Raw genomic sequence first — 20,499 nt, forward strand, 5'->3', positions numbered from 1 at the left:
CCCGCGCGGCTAGGTGTTCAGCGAATCCTTGAGCTGCTTGCCGGGGCGGAACCGGGGCTGCTTGGAGGGCTTGATGACGATCTCCTCGCCGGTCTGCGGGTTGCGGCCCTTGCCGCCGGCGCGGGTGGCGACGACGAAAACGCCGAAGCCGGTCAGGCGGACTTCTTCTCCCGACTTGAGCGTGGCCGCGATCAAATCGAACACACCATCCACGGCCTTGGCCGAGGTATTCTTGTCCAGTCCGGTCTGCTCGGACAGTTTCTGGATGAGATCGTTCTTGTTCACGGCGACGGCTCCTTTGCGCGATTCGCTCCGACACGCCGACTTTATGACCAGTTGGCGCGCGGTCAAACCGAAAAACCCAAGATTTCAGCGGAAAAAGGCAGGAAAAAGGCCCCGGACGGTTAACCGTCCGGGGCCTCTTCTTAAGCTAACACCTTGTCAGTGCGTGACGATGGCGTCGTTTTCGGGTGCCACCGGGGGCGGCGTCACCACATCGGTCTCGCTCCAGTCGATCGGCTCGGGCTGGCGCACGAGCGCGACTTTCAGGACTTCGCCGACATTGGCGACCGGCACGATGGTCATGCCGGACTTCACATTGTCCGGGACTTCGGCCAGGTCCTTCTCGTTCTCCTGCGGGATGATCACCGTCTTGATGCCGGCGCGCAGGGCCGCGAGCAGCTTCTCCTTCAGGCCGCCGATCGGCAGCGCCCTGCCCCGCAAGGTGACCTCGCCGGTCATCGCCACGTCGCGGCGCACCGGGATGCCGGTGATCACCGAGATGATGGAGGTGGCCATGGCGAGCCCCGCCGACGGACCGTCCTTGGGCGTCGCGCCTTCGGGCACGTGCACATGGATGTCGATCTTGTCGAACAGCGGCGGCTTGATGCCGAAGCTGGTCGCCTTGGAGCGGACATAGGACCGCGCCGCGTCGATCGATTCCTTCATCACCTCGCCGAGCTTGCCGGTGGTCTGCATGCGGCCCTTGCCGGGCAGCATGACGGACTCGATCTGCAGCGTGTCGCCGCCGACCTCGGTCCAGGCCAGACCGGTGACGACACCGACCTGGTCCTCGCCCTCGACCTCGCCATAGCGGAACTTCCGCACGCCGGCATAGGTGTCGACATTGGTCTCGTCGACCACGACGCTGGTCGCCTTGTGGCTGACGATCTCCTTCACCGCCTTGCGGGCGAGGTTGGCGATCTCACGCTCCAGGCTGCGCACGCCCGCCTCACGGGTGTGATAGCGGATGAGGTCGCGCAGGCCCGCGTCGGTGATCCGCCACTCGTCGTCCTTCAGGCCGTGCGCCTTCATCTCCTTGGCGATGAGGTGGCGCTTGGCGATCTCGACCTTCTCGTCCTCGGTGTAGCCGGGGATGCGGATGATCTCCATGCGGTCCATCAGCGGTCCCGGCATGCGCAGGGAATTCGCCGTGGTGATGAACATCACGTCCGACAGGTCGAAATCGACCTCCAGATAGTGGTCGTTGAAGGTGTGGTTCTGCTCCGGGTCCAGGACTTCAAGCAGCGCCGAGGACGGGTCGCCCCGCCAGTCGGCGCCGAGCTTGTCGATCTCGTCGAGCAGGAAGAGCGGATTGGCCGTCTTCGCCTTCTTCATCGACTGGATGACCTTGCCGGGCATCGAGCCGATATAGGTACGGCGATGGCCGCGGATCTCCGCTTCGTCCCGCACGCCGCCGAGGCTCATGCGGACGTATTCGCGCCCCGTGGCCTTGGCGATCGACTTGGCGAGCGAAGTCTTGCCGACGCCGGGCGGGCCGACGAGACACAGGATCGGGCCCTTCATCTTGCCGGCGCGCTGCTGCACGGCGAGATATTCCAGGATGCGTTCCTTGACCTTCTCCAGGCCGTAATGGTCGTCGTTGAGGACGCGCTCGGCCTCGACGATGTCGCGCTTGACCTTCGACCGCTTGCCCCAGGGGAGCGACAGGATCCAGTCGAGGTAGTTGCGCACCACCGTGGCCTCGGCCGACATCGGCGACATCGAGCGGAGCTTCTTCACCTCGGCCTGCACCTTGTCGCGGGCTTCCTTGGAGAGCTTGGTCTTGCGGATGCGCTCTTCCAGCTCGTTCATCTCGTCGCGGCCGTCGTCGCCTTCGCCGAGCTCCTTCTGGATCGCCTTGAGCTGTTCGTTGAGGTAGTACTCGCGCTGGGTCTTCTCCATCTGGCGCTTCACGCGGCTGCGGATTTTCCGCTCGACCTGAAGCACGCCGATCTCCGATTCGATCAGCGAGAGGACCTTCTCCAGCCGCTGGACGGTGCCCAGCGTCTCGAGCAATGCCTGGCGGTCGGCGATCTTCACCGACAGATGCGAGGCGACGGTGTCGGCGAGCTTCGCCGGCTCGTCGATCTGCGCGACCATGGCGAGCTGCTCGGCCGGGACCTTCTTGTTCAGCTTGATGTACTGTTCGAAGTTCGTCTTCACCGTGCGGACCAGCGCCTCGACTTCCTTGGCGTCGCTGACGCCGTCCGGAATGCGCTCGATGGTCGCCTGGAAGAAGTCGGTGCGCGGCACGAAACCGGTGACGCGGGCGCGGCTCTTGCCCTCGACGAGGACGCGCACGGTCTGGTCGGGAAGCTTCAGGAGCTGAAGCACCGTCGCCAGCGTGCCGATGGAATGCAGGCCGTCGGCGCCTGGATCGTCATCGTCCTTGTTCTTCTGGGTGAGCAGCAGGATCTGCTTTTCGTCGTTCATCACCTCTTCGAGGGCGCGCACGGACTTCTCGCGGCCGACGAACAGCGGAACGATCATATGGGGAAACACGACAATATCGCGGAGCGGCAGAACCGGCGCCAGAAGGCCGCCACTTTCGCTCTTTGGGGTACTGGGAATGCCTTCGAAATCGGACATTTTGTTCTCCTCGCCGCTCCACTATCCGTGGGGCGGGTGCTGATCGGTGCCAGCCCCTTGCGATGGGCACCGGTACCGGGGTGATGGAGCCTCCCGATGGACGACTCCGTGGATAGGTAAAGTGGCCCCCCGGTTGGGCCGTTTCAAGATATTGATGCTAGCCGCAATTTCTCGAACCCGAACCCTAGAGGATCAAGGTTTCCGCACTCTTGCTTAGCGACATGTTGTCCGTGCGTGACGGTCCGTCACGATAATCGCTTTTCGACCGCCAAATTGCGAGCGCCGCTTCGGTCCGCGGCAATCCAGGTCAGGATTCAATGGCCTGTGGCGTCTCCAGTTCCAAAATCCCCGCCGGAGTTCCATTCCTGGACACGCCGCGCGACCCGACCGCTTCGGCCTCATCTCCTTCGGCTCCGCGATTGTCGCGCTCGAACCATTCGATGAAGCGGGCCTGCATGAAGGCGGATACGGCGCGCGCGAGCCGCATGTTGGGCAACCCGTCGTCGCGGCCATCCGGCGGCCGGAGCATGTGGCGCATCGCCGCGAAGGCGAAGATGGCGCGCAGCCGCGGTTTGGCTTCCATCCGCGCGATTTCGGCCAGCAATTGCGGCCGCTCCCGTTCGACCACGGCCGCGAGGTCCGGGATGCGATCGTCGCGGCCTTTGCGCGGGCGCTGCAAAATCTCCGGCGGCAGAAGATCGGCAAGCGCCCGCCGCCCGAGATGGCGGTCGAGCCCGTCGCGGAGCAGCAGAGACGACGGTACGGCCAGCGCGAACTCGATCACCCGCTTGTCGTGGAAGGGTTGCGTGTATTCCAGACCATGTGCCGCCGCACTGGGATGACCGGAACTGGCTTCCTGTGCCAGCTGCTGATTTAGCGCCGCCAAACGGCCTGCGCGATACGTCTTGCCGCCAAACACCAGCTTCAGCGCCTGGCGGTGACCGCCCTGCCGCTCAATCTGTTGTTCGAAGGCCCGGGTCAGCGGAAAAACCGCTTCATGGTTGAGCGCACGTCCGCGCCGTCGATCCCGCAAACGCACGAGCCATTCCGGCACGAAAGGCACAATCGCCTCGGCCCGCAGGACCGTCCATGCCGAGAGGTTTCGGCGACGGGCACAGGCGAGCAGTTCCCGAAGGACGCCGCGCAGATGACCCCGCTTGAGCCGGTCCGCGAACCAGCCATGCGATGTCTCGTTGACCGTGTAATCGCCGCCGTGCCCATCCATGACGACCCGCGCACCGGCCTCGGCCAAAACGCGGTGCACGGCGTGATTCGCCACGCGATTGACGCTCGACGCGAGATCGGTGCGCAGGAAAGCGGTTTCCAGCCCGTCGAGATAGCGCGTATCCTCGCGCGTGACATAACGCACATCGAGATGCGGCATGTGGCGCGCGCAGGCTTGCGCCCACGGGCGTGAATCGAGCGGATTTCCCGGCCGGTCCGACGGCATCGCCGAACAGACGGCGATGAGCCTGCGCCGCCGTGCCCGCATCGCCGGACCGGCGAGCGCCGCGATGGCCGCGCTGTCCATGCCGCCGCTGAGGAACAGCCCGACCGGATGAACCGCCCTGCGGATGCGGCATGCCACCGCCTCGGCGAGAATCTTGCGATAGGTCTCGACATAATAGGCTTCGTCGCGGCCGAGATGGGCGGGATCCGGCGCCGGCGTCCAGTAGCGGTTCAAGCGCGTCGTTCCGTCGGCCAAGACCGTCAGAACCGTGCCCCCCGCAAGTGCGTCGATGCCCTCGAACAGCGTGCGCCCCGGCGGGCCGCGAAAGTCGAAGGTGAGCCTGCGGCCGAGCTGGAATTCGTCGATCCGGCGCGGCACGTCGGCAAGCGCCCACAAGCCCTTTGCCTGGCTGGCGAAGGCGAAGAAGCCTGCGCCGCGATGGTAACGAATGGAACGGTTTCCCATGTGATCGCGGGCGAGCGTCAGCTTTTGCAGCCGACCGTCCCAGATCGCGAAGGCGAAATCGCCGAGCAGATGGGCGGCGCAATCCTCGCCCCAATGCTTGTAGGCAGCGGCAATCAGGGCACTGTCGGCGAGGCGCGCCAACGAGGTTTCGCCGATGTCGAGCGCACGCGCGAGCTCTTCGCGGTTGTCGAGGCGCACATCGGCGACGACCGCGATGCCGTCCGCGACGATCGGCTGGCTGTCGAAAGCATCTTCATGCGTGACGCGCAACAACGCATGACCGAGCCCGATCGGCCCGCTGCACCGGACCCGCATGCGATCCGGGCCCGCATGCTGCATGGTGCTGATCTGGCGTTCGACATCGGCCTGGCGCAACGGACCGCCATCGAGCCGCAAGACCCCCGCCAGCGCGCTCAAGAACTATGATTGGCGATGGAATTGGTTGTCAACGCGTGTACTTCGCTGGGATTGGCGTTGAATTTCACGTTGGTATTCGACACCAATTCGCTCACGATGACACGCGGCGCTTCCCAGCGCCGACGCGCCGGTAGGGGCCCGACTTCGGGCCTGGTGGTATTGGGCTTGGTTTGCATCTTGCCTCTTTTGCTTGCGCGCTTGCGCCGACGTACGAGTGAACCAGCCCGGCTACAATCTCTGCTCTCAATGCCGAACAAGCAAGGCGCACGCAAAAACGCGGCCTTGGGAAACTTTCCCGCCGATAGCCGGATAGCGTGCGCAGTCCCGAGACAGCGCGTGCGAGCGCGCTTCGAACCCTTAGGTCAGCTCGCCTTGTTTTCGCGGGCTTCGGCCTTGTCCGAATAGGTGTACAGCGGACGCGCCTTGCCTTCGACGACGTCCGACGTGATCACCACTTCCTGCACGCCGTTCAGCGTCGGAAGCTCGAACATCGTCTCCAGGAGGAAGCCTTCCATGATCGAGCGCAGGCCGCGGGCGCCGGTGCGGCGCGCGATCGCCTTGCGGGCGATCGAGTGCATCGCCTCTTCCTGGAAGCGCAGCTTGACGCCTTCCATCTCGAACATGCGCTGATACTGCTTGGCGAGCGCGTTCTTCGGGCGGGTCAGGATCTCGATCAGCGCCGGCTCCGACAGATCGCCCAGCGTCGCCAGGATCGGCAGGCGGCCGATGAATTCCGGGATCAGGCCGAACTTCAGCAGATCCTCGGGTTCCACTTCGCGGAGCACTTCGCCCGTGCCGCGCTCGTCGGGGGCGCGGACATTGGCGCCGAAGCCCATCGAGGAGCCGTGGGTGCGCGACGAGATGATCTTGTCGAGGCCGGCGAAGGCGCCGCCGACGATGAACAGGATGTTGGTCGTGTCGACCTGGAGAAACTCCTGCTGCGGATGCTTGCGCCCGCCCTGCGGCGGAACCGAGGCGACCGTGCCTTCCATGATCTTCAGCAGCGCCTGCTGCACGCCCTCGCCCGACACGTCGCGGGTAATCGAGGGATTGTCGGACTTGCGGCTGATCTTGTCGACCTCGTCGATATAGACGATGCCGCGCTGCGCCCGCTCGACATTGTAGTCGGCGTTCTGGAGCAGCTTGAGGATGATGTTCTCGACGTCCTCGCCGACATAGCCGGCCTCGGTCAGCGTCGTGGCGTCGGCCATCGTGAAGGGCACGTCGAGGATGCGGGCCAGCGTCTGCGCGAGCAGCGTCTTGCCGCAGCCGGTCGGGCCGATCAGCATGATGTTGGATTTCGCCAACTCGACATCGCCGTTCTTGCCGGACGAATTGATGCGCTTGTAGTGGTTGTGGACCGCGACGCTCAGGACCTTCTTGGCGTGCTGCTGGCCGACCACGTAGTCGTCGAGGACCTTGAAGATCTCCTGGGGCGTCGGCACGCCCTCCTTCGACTTCATGAAGGAGGTCTTGTTCTCCTCGCGGATGATCTCCATGCACAGTTCGACGCATTCATCGCAGATGAACACGGTCGGCCCGGCAATGAGCTTGCGGACCTCGTGCTGGCTCTTGCCGCAGAAGGAACAGTACAGCGTATTCTTGGATTCGCCGCCGCTCGCCTTACTCATTGGTTCTCCAAGGCTTTTTGCCTCGTTTGCTTCCCACCCAACCCTTGCGGGCCGATGCATTCCATAATTGGCGCCAACCGAAGCAGCGCCCACATCCGTTCATTCGACCACGTTAGCGCCAGGCGGATCAAGAATTGTTTAATCTGGCTCAATCCCTTGGGAATCCGGCGCTTTTTCGGGAACTTCAGGCGCCGTCCGTGCCTTCCGGACGCCGCGCCATGATCTGGTCGATCAGGCCGAAGGCTTTCGCCTCCTCTGCCGTCATATATGTATCGCGATCGAGCGCTCTTTCAATCTCCGCCACCGTACGACCGGTATGCTTGGCGTAAATTTCGTTAAGCCGGTGCTTCAGCTTGACCACTTCCTCGGCGTGGCGGGCGATGTCCGCCGCCTGGCCGTAATAGGAGGCGCTCGGCTGGTGCACCAGGACGCGGCTGTTGGGCAGCGCAAAACGCTCGCCCTTCTTGCCCGCCATGAGCAGCAGCGACGCGGCGCTCGCCGCCTGGCCGACGCAGAAGGTCTGCACCGGCGGGCGGATGAGCTGCATCGTGTCGTAGATCGCAAGGCCCGCCGTCACCACCCCGCCCGGCGAGTTGATGTACATGTGGACTTCCTTCTTCGGATTCTCGGCCTCGAGGAACAGAAGCTGGGCAGTGATGAGGCTGGCGCCGTAATCCTCGATCGGGCCGGTGATGAAGATCACCCGCTCCTTCAGGAGACGCGAATAGATGTCGTAGGCGCGTTCGCCGCGCGCGGTCTGTTCGACCACCATCGGCACCAGCGTGTTCATCATGATGTCGCGCGGGTCTGCCATGAATTCCAGCCTTTCGAATCAGCTTTCCGAGAGTCTTACGCGCCCGGTGGCACGTCAATGACACATATATAGCGCCGCAAGCGTCATTGCGACCCTTGCTCACAAAGGGTTATTGGACGCTGAATCCTGTCGCGCGAAATCGCGGAACTCCCGCGCCACACCCGGATTGGCGCGGTTTCAGGCCTTCTCGGCCTTCATCTTCTCGACCGCCTCGTCCGGGTCCATGAACAGCGTGTCGCGATCGACCTTGCGGTCGGTCACGTCGGCCAGTTCGGCGATGAAGTCGACGACCTTGTCCTCGAAGATCGGGGCGCGCAGTTCGGCGGCGGCCTGCGGATTCTGCGAGTAGAATTGCAGCACCTGCTGCTCCTGGCCGGGGAACTGACGTGCCCGCGCCATGGCGGCGCGCTGGACCTCTTCGGCGCCGACCGTGATGCCGTTCTGCTCGCCGAGGCGCGCCAGCACCAGGCCGAGTCGCACGCGGCGCTCGGCAATCTCGTGGTATTCCTTCTTGAGCTCGTCCTCGGACTTGCCTTCGTCCTCGGCGGTCTTGCCTTCGCGCTTGAGCTCGGCCTCGACCTGCTTCCAGATCCCGTCGAACTCGGCATTGACCATGCCCTGCGGCAGCGCGAAGGAATGGGTCTCGTCGAGCGCGTCGAGGATGCGGCGCTTCATGTGCAGCCGGCTGGCCTTGGCGAAATCGGACTTGATCTGGTCGCGCACGCGATCCTTGAGCGTGGCGAGGTCTTCGATGCCGAGCTTCTTGGCGAATTCGCCGTCGATGACGATGGGGTCGGGCTTCCTGACCTCCTTCACCGTGACCTCGAACACCGCGTCCTTGCCGGCGAGGCTGGCTTCCGGATAGTCGGCGGGGAACGCCACCTTGACCTCGCGCGCCTCGTCCTTCTTGGCGCCGATGAGCTGGTCCTCGAAGCCGGGGATGAGCTGGCCGGTGCCCAGGCCGAGATTGAAATTCTCCGCCCGGCCGCCAGGGAATTCGACGCCGTCGGTCTTGCCGACGAAATCGATGACCAGCGTGTCGCCGCTCTCGGCCGGCTCGTCCGCCTCGCGCGGCGAGAAGGTCTTGGACTGCTCGGCCAGGCGCTTCAGGGCTTCTTCGACATCGGCGTCGCCGACTTCGCCGACCAGCCGCTCGATCTTCAGCTTGGAGACGTCCGCCAGCTCGAAATCCGGCATCAGATCGACCTGGACGGTGAATTCCAGATCGCTCTTGCCGTCGACGACCTGCTCGATCTGGCTGACGAGATCGACCTTGGGCGGGGCGGCGGGCTTCAGCGCGTTGTCGCTGACGGCCTTCTGGCTGGATTCGTTGACGGCGGCCTCGACAATCTCGCCCATCAGCGACTTGCCGAAGCTCTTCTTCAGGAAGGAGACCGGTGCCTTGCCCGGGCGAAAGCCCTTGAGGTTCACGCGCGGCTTCATTTCCTCGAGCCGGCCAGTGAGGCGCGAGTCGAGATCGCTCTGGGCGATGACGACCTTATATTCGCGGCGCAGGCCTTCGGATACGGTCTCGGTAATTTGCATCGTTCTGCTTCCCTGAAAATACGCGTTCCCGAAGTGGTGCGGGCGGAGGGACTTGAACCCCCATGACTTTCGCCGCTGGTACCTAAAACCAGTGCGTCTACCAGTTCCGCCACGCCCGCGCCGGGGCCTTGCCGAAAGCCCGGGATTTCAAGCCCGAACCGCCGGAAGGCGGGCCGTATAGCAGGGGTTTGGGGGGGTGGCTAGGGCTTTAGGGGAACGGCTTCAGATAGAGCGCCACGTCCCAGTAGCGGCCGAATTTGCGGCCGATCTCGCGCTGGGTGCCGATGTGCTCGAAACCCATCGCGCGATGGAGGCCGACCGAGGCGTCGTTGGGCAGCGTGATGCCGCCATAGGCGCGATGAATGTCCTCGCCCTTCAGGGCGTCGAACAGGGTTCGATAGAGAAGGCGGCCGAGGCCTTTGCCGCCCTCGCCCGGCGCCAGATAGATGCTGGTCTCTATGGAGGTGTCGTAAGCGGCGCGGTCCTTGAACTTCGCCGAGCTGGCCCAGCCGATGGCCGTGCCGCCTCGCGCCGCCACGAAGCAGCGATAGCGACCGGTCGGCTGGAACTGGTCGAGCCAGGCCTGGCGCTGGGCCGGCGTGCGCGGTTCGAGGTCGAAGGTGATCGGGGTGTGGACGACGTAGTGATTGTAGATGTCGAGCAAGGCCGGCAGATCGCTTTGCGCCACCGGACGGACTTCGACGTCACTCATTGCCTTTCAGTTCCTTCAACACGGCGGGAAGCTGCTCCGGCAGGTCTTCCGCGATCAAGCCCGGACCGAAAGCGTTCGCCGCTTCGCCGTGCAGCCAAGCGGCGCCGGCCGCGGCGTCGAAGGACGACAGCCCTTGCGCCAGCAAACCGCCGATTAAGCCGGAAAGGACATCGCCGGAGCCGGCCGTCGCCAAGGTCGGGGGCGCGTTGCTGTTGATCACCGCGCGACCGTCGGCGGAGGCGATCACGGTGTCCGCGCCCTTGAGCAGCACGGTGCATTTGGCGCTGGCGGCGGCGGCCCGGGCGGCTTCGATCCGGCTTTTCGACGCGGCGAGCAGGCCGGGAAACAGCCGTTCGAATTCGCCTTCGTGCGGCGTCAGCACGGCGGGCTCGCGCAGCATCGCGAAAAGAACCTTCGGCTCGGCGCGGAAGGAGGTGAGCGCGTCGGCATCGAGCACCGCCGACGCTGTGCTGCGCAGCACGGCCGCCACGAGTTGCTGCGTTTCGGCGCCGACGCCACAGCCGGGGCCGATCACGACGGCGTTGAACCGAGCGTCCTTGAGCAGGCCCGCGAGGCCGGTCGGGCCGTCGAACGGCTTGACCATGATCGCGGTGAGCGCCGCGGCATTGACCACGACGGCGGGCGGCGGGCTCGCGACGCTGACGAGGCCGGCGCCGACGCGCAACGCGCCCCGCGCCGCCAGGCGCGCGGCGCCGGTGGCATGGGCCGGGCCGCTGACCACGACGCAATGGCCACGGGCGTATTTGTGCCCCTCCGTCTTCGGCCAAGGATAGGTCCACAGCGCGGGGCCGTTCTCGAACAGCGTCGGCTTGATCGCCCCGAGCGCCGCTTCGGGGATGCCGATATCGGCAACCACGACCTCGCCGCAGCGTTCGCGGCCGGGCAGCAGGACATGCGCCGGCTTCTTGCGGAAGAAGGTGACGGTCAGGCCGGCGTCGAAGGAACACTCGCCCAGCGGTTTGCCGGTGTCGCCATGGATGCCGCTCGGCACGTCGACGGCGATGATCCGGTCCTTGTATTTCGGCGCGGCCAGCGCCAGGCGCTTGGCTTCGCCCTCCAGCGGGCGCGACAGGCCGGCGCCGAACAGCGCGTCCACGAACAAGTCCGCCATGCGGTTGCTCTCGGCGATGGCGATGGTCTCGCCCGTCCAGCGCCGGGCCATCTCCGCCGCGTCGCCCTTGAGCGTGGCGGGATCGACCAGGCATTCCACCCAGGCGTCCCAGCCGCGCGCGTCGAGGTGGCGGGCCGCGACGAAGCCGTCGCCGCCATTGTTGCCGGGGCCGCAGAACACCACGATCGGGCGCGGCGTCCAGCGCTTGCAGATCGCGTCGGCAATGGCGCGGCCGGCCTGTTCCATCAGTTCGAGCGTGGCGATGCCGTGCGCGGCCGCATAGCGGTCGGCGGCGTAGCACTCCTCGACGGTCAGGATTTCCGATGTCATCGCACGCGGTAGTGATACCGATAGAGTTCGCATCCAAATCCTAGACGTTTGTAGAGCGCAACGGCAGGGGCATTCGCTGCTATGACCTGCAGGCAGGCACCGCGCGCGCCGGCCGCCTCCGCCCGGGCGAGAAGCGCCGACAAAGTTGCATGCGACAGGCCCATGCGGCGTTGCGCTGGATCAGTAACCACCCATTGCAGGCAGGCGATCCGCTGGTGGATGCCGCAGAAGGCGACCGAGGCGATCTCGCCGTCTTCGCCCCGCGCCTCGGCGAAGAGGGCCGGAACCGCCACGGCATCGAGCACGGCATGCAGCGCGGCCGCCTCTTCCGGCGTGCGGCGGGAGTGGATGCGATGGGCGTTGAGCCAGGCCTTGGTCGGGCGGCCCTCGCGGACATCGGTGACGATGGCGCCGTCCGGCGGCTTCGGCTTGGCCCGGCTGAAATTCATGTAAAGCGTGATCGTCTCGTCCTCGGCGCGGTAGCCGCGGGCGTCGAGCGCCTGCTCGAGCGCCGGCGGGGCATGGCTGAGCAGGCGGAAATAGGAGGGCCGGCCGTGGGCGCGGTAGATCGCCTCGCAGTACTCGATCTTCTCGGCCAGCGGGCGTTTGCCCGGCCCGATGACGTTGACGGAATTGGTGCGTCGCGTCGCGCCGTTGGCGAGGCGGATCAGCCAGCCGTCATAGATGACCTCTTTCAAGGCCGGCCAGGCGTTCATGCAGGTCTCCTCGACCTGGGCGTGAAGTTTGGGCATGTCCATGGCGTTCTCCGGTGAAAGCCGGGACGCGAAGGGTCTGGAAACGAAAAAGCCCCGCGCGGTTCCGGCGGGGCTGTTTGAGATAACTCGCGGTCAGGCGCGCGTGCTCATCCACCCCATCGGAGGGAGGTGCGGCGTCGCGAACGGGCAAGCATCGAGTTCATGAGCGCGCAAGATACGGAAATCGGAGGAGAGTGCAAGCCGCCCGCTTCGGCAATGCTATTCCCTCAGGCCCCAGCCGATCGCGTAGAGCCGCCAGACGATGGCGCCGAGGATCGCGGCCAGCGCCACGGTGAAGATCGCGCCGAAGGTCTCGTAGCCTTCCGAGAAGCCGATCATCGAATGGCGCAGGCCGTTGATGAAATAGAACAGCGGATTGGCATAGGCCAGCCAGCGCAGCCAGGGCGGCAGCATCTCGACCGTGTTGAACACCCCGCCGACCATCGACAGCGGCTGGATGAAGAACACCATGAGCATGTTGAGCTGCTCGAACGTCTTGGCCCAAAGCGCGATGATGATGCCGAGAAAGCCGAAGATCATCGAGACGAAGGTCGTCCAGAACAAAAATTCCGGCAGCGAATGCATGTGCACCGCGCCGAACCCGACCCCGATCAGCATGATGCCGATCGCCGTCAGGACCGAGCGCAGGATCACCACGCTGACCGTGCCGGCAATCATCTCGACATAGGAGAGCGGCGAGACGAGGATTTCCTCGATGCTCTTCTGGAAGCGCTGGAAATAGACCTGGGCGGTCGATTGCAGGAAGGAGGCGCTGATGACGTTCATCATCACCACGCCGGGCAGCACGAATTCGAGATAGCGGAAGCCGCCGATGTGCCGGATGCTGCCGCCGACCACGAAGCCGAAGATGAAGATGAACAACAGCGCCGAGATCAGCGGCGCCACCACCGCCTGGATCGGCACGCGCGCCAGGCGCTGCAGTTCGCGCCGGATCATCGTCCACAGGCCGATCCAGTTGACGCTCATCGTGCCGCCGCCGCGATGTGATCGGCCGCGCGGCCGGTGGCGGCGAGATAGGCGCGCTCCAGGCCGCCGGGCTCGGTGAAGAATTCCCCCTTGGGGCCGTGGCGCACGATGCGGCCGCCGGCGACGATGGCGATGGTGCGGCACAGCCGCTCGATCTCTTCGAGATAGTGCGAGGTGAGCAGGATGGTCTTGCCGTCGCGGTTGAGCTCCTGGAGATAACGCCACAGATCCATGCGCAATTCGACATCGACGCCCGCGGTCGGCTCGTCGAGGATCAGCAGCGCCGGATCGTTGATCATGGCGCGGGCGAGGATGACGCGGCGCTTCAGGCCACCGGAAAGTTCGCGGAACGGCTTGTTGGCATGGGCCACCAGATCGAAGCGTTCGATCAGCATGTCGACGCGCTTTTTGCGCTCCGCCTTGCGCATGCCGAAATAGCCGCCCATCCAGTCGACGATCTGCCGCCCGGTGGCGAAGGGATCGACGTTGAATTCCTGGGGGCTGAGGCCCACCAGCTTGCGCGCCTCGCGATAGTTCTCGACCGCATCGACGCCGAAGATGCGGATCGTGCCCGAGGTCGGGTTCGAAATGCCGGTGACGCAGTGGATCGTGGTCGACTTGCCGGCGCCGTTGGGACCGAGAAGGCCGACGAAATCGCCGGGCTGGACGATGAGCGAAACGTCCTGCACGGCGACGGTGCCGCCGCGATAGACCTTGCGCAGATGGGAGATATCGAGAGCGGGGGTGGTCATGAGCGGGCGGGACTATAGCGCCGCAATTTTCGTTGTCACTTTCTTGTACGCACAAGGGGGGCACCCCATTTGTGCGGGGGCGGAAGGTCGGGCGGCGGGGCGCCCGGCACGATGGGGCGTGCGCCATAGCCGCCCATGCTGATCAACCGGTCGTACAGCGTGATCGCGCCGGCCATGCCGACATTGATCGAGAACCGCGTCGGGATCTTCACCACGAATTCGCAGCGCGACAATATTTCCGGCGACAGCGACATGCGCTCGGCGCCGAAGACATAGGCGGCGCGGGTCGGGTGACGGAAGCGCGGCAATTCGACGGCGTCTTCGGCGATCTCCACGCCGACCAGGCGGCAGCCGACCGGCAGGCGGAACTCGCCGGCGTCCTTGTAGCTGTAGAGCGGGATGGCGCCTTCGGTGCGCGCGGTGTCGGATTGCGCCTCGGCCAGCTTCACCCGCGCGTTGATCGTGAAGAAGAAGCTTGCGCCGAACGCATTGGCGATGCGCATAAGATTGCCGAGATTCATCGGCTTGGAGATGCCGTCAACACCTACTGCAAAATATCCGCGCATGCTGGTCCCGCGCCCCCGTTCGGAGTTATTCATACGGCCATGACGAATCCCATTCTAGTCGAACTGACCCGCGGCGAACTGGTCGAGAGCGTGCATCGCGGCGTCCTGGCCGTGGTCGATGCGGACGGCGCGGTCGTGGCGTCGCTGGGCGACATCGCGGCGCCGGTCTATTCGCGATCTTCCCTCAAGCCGATGCAGGCGATGGTGCTGGTGGAATCCGGCGCGGCGGAGGCGTTCGGCCTGTCGGACGAGGAGATCGCGCTGGCCTGCGCCAGCCATTCCGGCGAGCCGATGCACACGACACGCGTCGCGGCCTGGCTGGCGCGGATCGGGCTTTCCGAGAAGGACCTCGCTTGCGGCGCGCATCCGTCGCGCTACGAGCCGGTCGCCGAGGCGATGATCCGCGCGGGCGAGAAACCGACGCGCCTGCACAACAATTGCTCGGGCAAGCATGCGGGATTCCTGACCGTGGCGCGGCATTGGGATGTCGCGACGGCGGGCTATGAGCGGATCGACCATCCGGTGCAGCAGGCGGTGGCGGCGGTGCTGAAGGACCTGTCCGGCGCGGCCGACCTGCCCTATGGCATCGACGGCTGCGCCGCGCCGAATTTCGCGACCTCGCTGAGAGAGTTCGCGCGGGCCGCGGCGCGCATGGCGTCGGGCAAGGGATTGGCGAAGCCGCGCGCCGACGCGGCGAAGCGGATTCTCGGCGCGATGATCAAGCATCCGGAGTTGATGTCGGGGACGGGGCGGGTCTGCGCCACGCTGATCCGCGCGAGCGATGGCGCCGCCGCCGTGAAGACCGGCGCGGAGGGCTTCTTCGGTGGCTGGCTTCCGGGACGCGGCCTCGGCATCGCGATCAAGATCGACGACGGGGCCGGACGCGCCGCGGAGACCGTCATCGCGGCGGTGCTCGACAGACTGGGCCTTCTGGGCGACGGAGCGAAGGCGGTGCTGCGCGCGCCGGTGCTCAACACGCGCGGGGCGATGGTGGGAGAACGGCGGCCGGCGGCGGTGTTGAGCGATCTGCGAATTCAGTAAACCCTGTCATCCCCGGCCGAGCGAACGAAGTGAGCGAGGGAAAGGGGACCCAGGTATCGCGGAGCCTACCGGCTGAGAGGCCTGGGTCCCCTTCCCTCGCCGCGCTACGCGCGGCTCGCCGGAGATGACAGTGATGCTAGTGGCCGCTGCTATTTTGTGTGTCGCCGCTCTGGCCGCCGTGATGCGTGCCGACCGGGCCGGTGTAGGGCTCGATCTTCACCACCGAGCAGGTGCCGCGGAAGCCCAGATCGTGCGTCGTCACCATGTCGCCGCGTGAGACGCAGCTGACGCCCATCGCGCCGGGCGAGCGGATCATGAGGGTCTCGGTGAATTTGAAGCCGCCGCAAGTGCCGATCAGCGTCAGCAGGGCCTTCTGGTGGCGCAGGTTCTCCAGCACCAGATGTTTGTCGTCGGGCGACGACCAGTTGTAGATGTCGTCCTGGCGAATGCAGATGGTCGGTTTGGCAAAGGCCGGCGTCGTCGCGGCAACCACGGCCACGGCGGCGACAAGAGCAAGTTTACGCATGGGTGCGCATTCCTTCGTTGAAATGTGAGCGCCCGTCCAGGTTCCATTATACGCGCAGTTCCCGATTCCGATCCATCAGAATGCGAGATGGTGTTCGCCCTTGGGATGCAGCTCGCCGCTATACGGCGTCACGGAAACGACGGTGCAGACGCCCGGCTCGCCGGCCCAGCGCGTGCGCACGATGTCGCCTTCGACGATGCAGCTTGCGGCGCTCTCCAGCGCGCCGGCGATCTGGAAGGAATCGTAAGGCCCAAAGCCGGCGCAATTGCCGGTGAGCGTCAGCCGCACCTTGCGGTGGCCGTAGCTTTCCAGCAGCAGCGTCTTATGCCCGGCATTCGACCAGTCGCGGATGTCGTTGCGGCGCACACAGGCCGGGCTGTCGGCGGCAATGGCGGGCGCACCCGACAGGATCGCCGCGCCGCACATCGCCAGAAGCAATTTTCGCATGTCGCAGATCCCAAAAACGCCGCCCATTATACGCGCGGCCGTGACAATTCGATCCGGCTTTGCGCCGCGCAAAGCATCGCTTATGGTCGCGGCACCTCGTCATTAAAACACTGTAAGCCATCGGGAGAATCGCCATGAAAGCCATGCTGTGCACGCATTACGGGCCGCCGGAGGAGATGGAGCTGCGCGAGCTGCCGTCGCCCGAGCCGGGCAAGGGCCAGGTCCTGATCGCCGTAAAGGCGTGCGGCGTGAATTTCCCCGACGTGCTGATGCTGGCCGACAAGTACCAGTTCAAGCCGGCGCTGCCCTTCCCGCCCGGCGGCGAAGTCTCGGGCCTCGTCAAGGCGCTGGGCGAAGGGGTGAGCGGCTTCGCGGTCGGCGACCGCGTCGCGGTGTCGATCGGCAATGGCGGCTTCGCGGAAGAAGTCGTCGCGGACGCGCGGCGCTGCGTGAAGGTGCCGGCGAATGTCGGCTTCGAGGTCGCGAGCGCCTTCATCGTCACTTACGGCACGTCCTATCACGCGCTGAAGGACCGGGCCCGGCTGAAGGCGGGCGAGAGCCTGGTCGTGCTCGGCGCGGCCGGCGGCGTGGGATTGTCGGCGGTGGAGCTCGGCGTCGCGATGGGCGCCAAGGTGATCGCCGGCGCCTCGACGCAAGAGAAGGTCGATCTGGCGATCAAGCATGGCGCCACGGCCGGCTTCGTCTATCCCAAGCTGCCTTTGTCGCGCGACCAGCAGAAGGCGATCTCGGACAAGATCAAGGAGCTGACCGACGGCAAGGGCGCCGACGTGCTCTACGATCCGGTGGGCGACCAGTATGCCGAGCCGGCGCTGCGCGCGATGAACTGGGAGGGGCGCTATCTGGTGATCGGCTTCGCGGCCGGCGAGATCCCGAAGATTCCGCTGAACCTGACGCTGCTGAAGGGCTGCGATATCCTGGGCGTGTTCTGGGGCGCCTTCACGGCGCGCGATCCCAAGGGCGCCAACGACTCGCTGCGCGAGATCCTGGGCATGATCGCCGAGGGCAAGCTGAAGCCCGACGTGTCGGCGACCTTCCCGCTGGCCGAGGCCGGCAAGTCGATCCGTATGCTGATGGATCGCAAGGCGATGGGCAAGGTCGTGGTGACGATGGGCTGAGCTTCAGAAGCTCGACCAGCCCAGCAGGGCCACGGCGACGGCCATCAGCGCCGTCGCCAGCCAGCCGAGCACCACCAGCCAGCGCGGCAGGGTGGGACCCACGTCGCGGCTGGCGGCGACGATCATCATCGCCACCATGATCGGCACCGCGACGACGCCGTTGATCACCGCCGACCAGAACAGCATGGCGATGGGGTCGATGCTGGTGAGCGTCAAGGCGGCGCCGGCGAGCGTCGCGGCGCTGACGATGGCGTAGAAGCCGATGGCGCGGTTGGCGGGAAGCTCCAGGCTGCCGCGCAGGTGGAACGTCTCGGCCACCGCATAGGCCGCCGAGCCCGCCAGCACTGGCACGGCGAGGAGGCCGGTGCCGATGATGCCGGCCGAGAACAGCACGAAGGTCAAAGCGCCGGCGATGGGGCGCAGCGCCTCGGCGGCCTGCGCCGCCGTGTCGATCTTGGTTATGCCATGGGCATGCAGCGTCGCCGCCGTGGTGACGATGATGAAGAAGGCGATGGCGTTGGAGACCACCATGCCGAAGGTGGTGTCGACCGCGATGTGGCGGAAGGCGTTCTTGCTCAGCGTCGGCAGCCGGCGCGAGCCGTGGCGATAGCTGAGATGGGACTCCTCGGCCTCCTGCGAGGCCTGCCAGAAGAAGAGATAGGGGCTGATCGTGGTGCCGAACACCGCGACGATGGTGAGCAGCTCGTCCTTGCCCAGCGACAGCGACGGCAGGAAGGTGGCGACCAGCACCTGGCCCCAGGGAATGGTCACGCTGAACGCCGCCGCGACATAGACGAAGAGAACCATCGTCAGATATTTCAGATAGCCGGCATAGCGGTGATAGGGGATGAACACTTCGGCCAGCAGGCAGGCGACGCCGAAGCCGAGGGCATAGGCGACCGACGGGCCGCCCACGATGAGGCGCAGGCCTTCCCCCATCGCCGCGAGGTCGGCCGCGATGTTGAGCGTGTTGGCGACGACGAGCAACGCGACGAGGCCGAGCAGCACCGGCGCCGGCAGGCGGCGCGCGATGTTGCTGGCGAGGCCCTTATGCGTGTCCCAGCCAATGCAGGCGCTGATGATCTGGATCGCCACCATGAAGGGCAGCGTCAGCAGCATGGTCCAGGTCAGGCCGTAGCCGAATTGCGCGCCGGCCTGGGAATAGGTCGCGATGCCGGAAGGATCGTCGTCGGCCGCGCCGGTGATGAGGCCGGGGCCCAGCACGCGCCAGATTTTGCGGGATTTGACCGCCTCGTCCGCCATCGCTCCCGCTCGCGCTTGTGCCGCCCGCTCCAACTATCTACCTAATGCGGTAAAGGGAAAGGGGTTTCGCCGATGTCGGTACTGGGCTGGATATTCTTCGGAGCGATCACCGGCTGGCTGGCCAGCCTGATCGTCAACAAGCGCGGCGAAGGCTGCGTCCTCAACATCGCATTGGGCTTGGTCGGCGCCATCGTGGGCGGCACGATCTTCCGGGCGCTGTCCGACTTCGACTATGAGATGTTCGGGTTCAACCTGGTCTCGATGGTCGTGGCGATCCTGGGGGCGGTGATCGCGCTGTTCCTGTGGAACGCGGTGACGGGGAGCCGGACGCTCAGGTGACCCCGCGCGACGGAAAAGCGTTCGTCGCAAATCATTCACGGCCGCATTAACCGCGCGAAAACCGCACCTCGCTAGCGTGCCGTCAGCACGGGCGCGGGACGACGGGACATGTTGAACGAAGCCGAGACGGATTCGTCCAGCTGGACCGCGGGACATCTTGCCATCGCGATGCCGACCTTCCAGGCATCGACCACCTGCGGACAGGTCTTCGAATGGTTCAACGACCAGCGCGAGCAAGTGGCCGCCGCCATTGTCGATGAAGAGGGCGCGGTCAAAGGAATCGTCAACCGCCTGCGCTTCCTGGCGCGCTACGCGCAGCCCTTCATCCCGGAGCTCTATTCCAAGCGCTCGATCCTCGAACTCGCCAATCGCCGCCCGCTCGCGGTCGACGAGCAGGTCAAGCTGACCGAGCTGGGCAAGATGCTGACGCTGGACTGGCCCGACGCGCTGCGCGAATGCTTCGTCGTGACGCGCGGCGAACGCTATCTCGGCATCGGAACCTGCGAGGCGCTGGTCAGCGGCAAGCTGAACCTGCTGCAGACGCGCGAAGCGCAGCTCGCCTGCGCGCTGGCCGACGCGGAGGCCGCGAACCGCGCCAAATCCAGCTTCCTGGCGCTGATGAGCCACGAACTGCGCACCCCGCTCAACGCCATCATCGGCTTCTCCGAGGTCCTGGCGTCGGAACTGTTCGGCCCGCATGGCGTGGCACGCTACCGCGACTATTCCGCCGACATCCACGGCGCGGGAAAGCACCTGCTGGCGCTGATCAACGACATCCTCGATCTGTCGAAGTTCGAGGCCGGCAAGATGGACCTGCAATGCGAGCCCTTCGCGGTGGAAGCGCTGTTCCGCGACTGCCGGCGCATGGTGGCGGTCAGGGCGCAGGAGAGCGGCATCGAGGTCGTGCTCGACGTCGCGCCCGGCCTGCCCGAACTCGACGCCGACCGCAGGCGCGTGAAGCAGATCCTGCTCAATCTTCTCTCCAACGCCATCAAGTTCACGCCGTCCGGCGGCCATGTGAGGCTGGGCGCGGCGCCGACGGCGGACGGCGGCATCTGCCTTTGCGTGCGCGATACCGGCATCGGCATGACGGCCGAGCAGATTCCCATGGCCTTGGAGCCCTTCCGCCAGATCGATTCGCCCTTGTCGCGAAGCCAGGAAGGTACGGGTCTTGGCCTGTCCCTGGTGAAAGCGCTGACCGAACTGCACAACGGAACGCTCGGCATCGAGAGCGCGGTCAACGAGGGAACGCTGATCAGCGTGACGTTCCCGCCGGCGCGATCGGTGACGGCGGCGCAACGCACGGCGGCCTGAGGGCGA

Annotated in this window: 20 protein-coding genes and 1 tRNA gene; 4 read left to right on the forward strand and 17 right to left on the reverse strand. The window is 65.6% G+C overall.

The window, feature by feature from the left end; genetic code table 11:
* Positions 1-9: 9 nt before the first annotated feature.
* From WDM86_19705 to WDM86_19770, 14 genes are all read right to left on the reverse strand, one after another.
* On the reverse strand, positions 10-285 hold the full coding sequence (locus tag WDM86_19705) for an HU family DNA-binding protein (protein MEI9992250.1): 276 nt from the start codon (positions 283-285) through the stop codon (positions 10-12).
* A 156-nt stretch (positions 286-441) separates the two neighbouring features.
* The gene (gene lon / locus WDM86_19710) at positions 442-2,871 is read right to left on the reverse strand and encodes an endopeptidase La (GenBank protein ID MEI9992251.1); all 2,430 of its coding nucleotides are present in this window, start codon (positions 2,869-2,871) and stop codon (positions 442-444) included.
* 307 nt (positions 2,872-3,178) lie between these two features.
* Positions 3,179-5,203: an asparagine synthase-related protein gene (locus WDM86_19715; GenBank protein ID MEI9992252.1), complete on the reverse strand. Its 2,025-nt coding sequence runs from the start codon at positions 5,201-5,203 to the stop codon at positions 3,179-3,181.
* On the reverse strand, positions 5,200-5,379 hold the full coding sequence (locus tag WDM86_19720) for a hypothetical protein (GenBank protein ID MEI9992253.1): 180 nt from the start codon (positions 5,377-5,379) through the stop codon (positions 5,200-5,202). The genes WDM86_19715 and WDM86_19720 overlap by 4 nt, the downstream gene beginning before the upstream one ends.
* Before the next feature lie 186 nt (positions 5,380-5,565).
* Positions 5,566-6,834 carry an ATP-dependent Clp protease ATP-binding subunit ClpX gene (clpX, locus tag WDM86_19725; GenBank protein MEI9992254.1) on the reverse strand — a complete coding sequence of 423 codons (1,269 nt, stop codon included), beginning with the start codon at positions 6,832-6,834 and terminating at the stop codon, positions 5,566-5,568.
* A gap of 184 nt (positions 6,835-7,018) precedes the next feature.
* Positions 7,019-7,624, reverse strand: a complete 606-nt coding sequence (locus tag WDM86_19730) for an ATP-dependent Clp protease proteolytic subunit (GenBank protein MEI9992255.1) — start codon at positions 7,622-7,624, stop codon at positions 7,019-7,021.
* 201 nt (positions 7,625-7,825) lie between these two features.
* Positions 7,826-9,193: a trigger factor gene (gene tig, locus WDM86_19735; GenBank protein ID MEI9992256.1), complete on the reverse strand. Its 1,368-nt coding sequence runs from the start codon at positions 9,191-9,193 to the stop codon at positions 7,826-7,828.
* Between the two features lie 34 nt (positions 9,194-9,227).
* Positions 9,228-9,312, reverse strand: a tRNA-Leu gene (locus WDM86_19740).
* An 89-nt stretch (positions 9,313-9,401) separates the two neighbouring features.
* Complete coding sequence (locus WDM86_19745; protein ID MEI9992257.1) at positions 9,402-9,905, reverse strand: N-acetyltransferase family protein; 504 nt, start codon at positions 9,903-9,905, stop codon at positions 9,402-9,404.
* The gene (locus WDM86_19750) at positions 9,898-11,367 is read right to left on the reverse strand and encodes an NAD(P)H-hydrate dehydratase (GenBank protein MEI9992258.1); all 1,470 of its coding nucleotides are present in this window, start codon (positions 11,365-11,367) and stop codon (positions 9,898-9,900) included. Before WDM86_19750 ends, WDM86_19745 begins: the two co-directional genes overlap by 8 nt.
* A complete protein-coding gene (locus WDM86_19755) occupies positions 11,364-12,125 on the reverse strand; it encodes a GNAT family N-acetyltransferase (protein MEI9992259.1) in 762 nt (253 codons plus the stop codon). Before WDM86_19755 ends, WDM86_19750 begins: the two co-directional genes overlap by 4 nt.
* Positions 12,126-12,341: 216 nt before the next feature.
* Positions 12,342-13,109, reverse strand: a complete 768-nt coding sequence (locus WDM86_19760) for an ABC transporter permease (GenBank protein ID MEI9992260.1) — start codon at positions 13,107-13,109, stop codon at positions 12,342-12,344.
* Positions 13,106-13,861 (reverse strand): ABC transporter ATP-binding protein, encoded by a 756-nt coding sequence (locus WDM86_19765; GenBank protein ID MEI9992261.1) that lies wholly within the window; start codon positions 13,859-13,861, stop codon positions 13,106-13,108. Before WDM86_19765 ends, WDM86_19760 begins: the two co-directional genes overlap by 4 nt.
* Before the next feature lie 35 nt (positions 13,862-13,896).
* On the reverse strand, positions 13,897-14,427 hold the full coding sequence (locus tag WDM86_19770) for an RNA methyltransferase (GenBank protein ID MEI9992262.1): 531 nt from the start codon (positions 14,425-14,427) through the stop codon (positions 13,897-13,899).
* Positions 14,428-14,466: 39 nt separating this feature from the next.
* Here WDM86_19770 and WDM86_19775 point away from each other — a divergent pair, with 39 nt between their 5' ends.
* A complete protein-coding gene (locus tag WDM86_19775; protein MEI9992263.1) occupies positions 14,467-15,468 on the forward strand; it encodes an asparaginase in 1,002 nt (333 codons plus the stop codon).
* Positions 15,469-15,604: 136 nt separating this feature from the next.
* On the opposite strand, the gene WDM86_19780 is transcribed toward WDM86_19775, so the two are convergent.
* Positions 15,605-15,994 (reverse strand): DUF6491 family protein, encoded by a 390-nt coding sequence (locus WDM86_19780; protein MEI9992264.1) that lies wholly within the window; start codon positions 15,992-15,994, stop codon positions 15,605-15,607.
* A 75-nt stretch (positions 15,995-16,069) separates the two neighbouring features.
* Entirely contained in the window at positions 16,070-16,441 is a 372-nt protein-coding gene (locus WDM86_19785) for a hypothetical protein (GenBank protein MEI9992265.1), read from the reverse strand.
* Positions 16,442-16,575: 134 nt separating this feature from the next.
* Between WDM86_19785 and WDM86_19790 the strand changes: the two genes are divergently transcribed.
* Positions 16,576-17,577, forward strand: coding sequence for an NADPH:quinone oxidoreductase family protein (locus WDM86_19790; protein MEI9992266.1), 1,002 nt, complete (start codon positions 16,576-16,578; stop codon positions 17,575-17,577).
* A 3-nt stretch (positions 17,578-17,580) separates the two neighbouring features.
* Here the strand turns inward: WDM86_19790 and WDM86_19795 are convergent, their stop codons facing one another.
* A complete protein-coding gene (locus WDM86_19795) occupies positions 17,581-18,840 on the reverse strand; it encodes a divalent metal cation transporter (protein ID MEI9992267.1) in 1,260 nt (419 codons plus the stop codon).
* Between the two features lie 72 nt (positions 18,841-18,912).
* Between WDM86_19795 and WDM86_19800 the strand changes: the two genes are divergently transcribed.
* Together WDM86_19800 and WDM86_19805 are read left to right on the forward strand one after the other, a co-directional pair.
* Positions 18,913-19,179, forward strand: coding sequence for a GlsB/YeaQ/YmgE family stress response membrane protein (locus WDM86_19800; protein MEI9992268.1), 267 nt, complete (start codon positions 18,913-18,915; stop codon positions 19,177-19,179).
* Between the two features lie 108 nt (positions 19,180-19,287).
* Positions 19,288-20,493, forward strand: a complete 1,206-nt coding sequence (locus tag WDM86_19805) for an ATP-binding protein (protein ID MEI9992269.1) — start codon at positions 19,288-19,290, stop codon at positions 20,491-20,493.
* Positions 20,494-20,499: the final 6 nt, after the last annotated feature.

The sequence above is a fragment of the Rhizomicrobium sp. genome, assembly GCA_037200045.1.
Classification (GTDB): Bacteria; Pseudomonadota; Alphaproteobacteria; order Micropepsales; family Micropepsaceae; genus Rhizomicrobium.

What these genes read in the sequence shown, in the direction of transcription:
- WDM86_19755 (MEI9992259.1), bottom strand. Translation starts at nt 12,125, where the DNA reads ATGGACATGCCCAAACTTCACGCCCAGGTCGAGGAGACCTGCATGAAC.
- clpX (MEI9992254.1), bottom strand. Translation starts at nt 6,834, where the DNA reads ATGAGTAAGGCGAGCGGCGGCGAATCCAAGAATACGCTGTACTGTTCC.
- lon (MEI9992251.1), bottom strand. Translation starts at nt 2,871, where the DNA reads ATGTCCGATTTCGAAGGCATTCCCAGTACCCCAAAGAGCGAAAGTGGC.
- WDM86_19805 (MEI9992269.1), top strand. Translation starts at nt 19,288, where the DNA reads ATGTTGAACGAAGCCGAGACGGATTCGTCCAGCTGGACCGCGGGACAT.
- WDM86_19770 (MEI9992262.1), bottom strand. Translation starts at nt 14,427, where the DNA reads ATGCGCGGATATTTTGCAGTAGGTGTTGACGGCATCTCCAAGCCGATG.
- WDM86_19800 (MEI9992268.1), top strand. Translation starts at nt 18,913, where the DNA reads ATGTCGGTACTGGGCTGGATATTCTTCGGAGCGATCACCGGCTGGCTG.
- WDM86_19750 (MEI9992258.1), bottom strand. Translation starts at nt 11,367, where the DNA reads ATGACATCGGAAATCCTGACCGTCGAGGAGTGCTACGCCGCCGACCGC.
- WDM86_19780 (MEI9992264.1), bottom strand. Translation starts at nt 15,994, where the DNA reads ATGCGTAAACTTGCTCTTGTCGCCGCCGTGGCCGTGGTTGCCGCGACG.
- WDM86_19775 (MEI9992263.1), top strand. Translation starts at nt 14,467, where the DNA reads ATGACGAATCCCATTCTAGTCGAACTGACCCGCGGCGAACTGGTCGAG.
- WDM86_19785 (MEI9992265.1), bottom strand. Translation starts at nt 16,441, where the DNA reads ATGCGAAAATTGCTTCTGGCGATGTGCGGCGCGGCGATCCTGTCGGGT.
- WDM86_19745 (MEI9992257.1), bottom strand. Translation starts at nt 9,905, where the DNA reads ATGAGTGACGTCGAAGTCCGTCCGGTGGCGCAAAGCGATCTGCCGGCC.
- tig (MEI9992256.1), bottom strand. Translation starts at nt 9,193, where the DNA reads ATGCAAATTACCGAGACCGTATCCGAAGGCCTGCGCCGCGAATATAAG.
- WDM86_19760 (MEI9992260.1), bottom strand. Translation starts at nt 13,109, where the DNA reads ATGAGCGTCAACTGGATCGGCCTGTGGACGATGATCCGGCGCGAACTG.
- WDM86_19720 (MEI9992253.1), bottom strand. Translation starts at nt 5,379, where the DNA reads ATGCAAACCAAGCCCAATACCACCAGGCCCGAAGTCGGGCCCCTACCG.
- WDM86_19730 (MEI9992255.1), bottom strand. Translation starts at nt 7,624, where the DNA reads ATGAACACGCTGGTGCCGATGGTGGTCGAACAGACCGCGCGCGGCGAA.
- WDM86_19790 (MEI9992266.1), top strand. Translation starts at nt 16,576, where the DNA reads ATGAAAGCCATGCTGTGCACGCATTACGGGCCGCCGGAGGAGATGGAG.
- WDM86_19765 (MEI9992261.1), bottom strand. Translation starts at nt 13,861, where the DNA reads ATGACCACCCCCGCTCTCGATATCTCCCATCTGCGCAAGGTCTATCGC.
- WDM86_19795 (MEI9992267.1), bottom strand. Translation starts at nt 18,840, where the DNA reads ATGGCGGACGAGGCGGTCAAATCCCGCAAAATCTGGCGCGTGCTGGGC.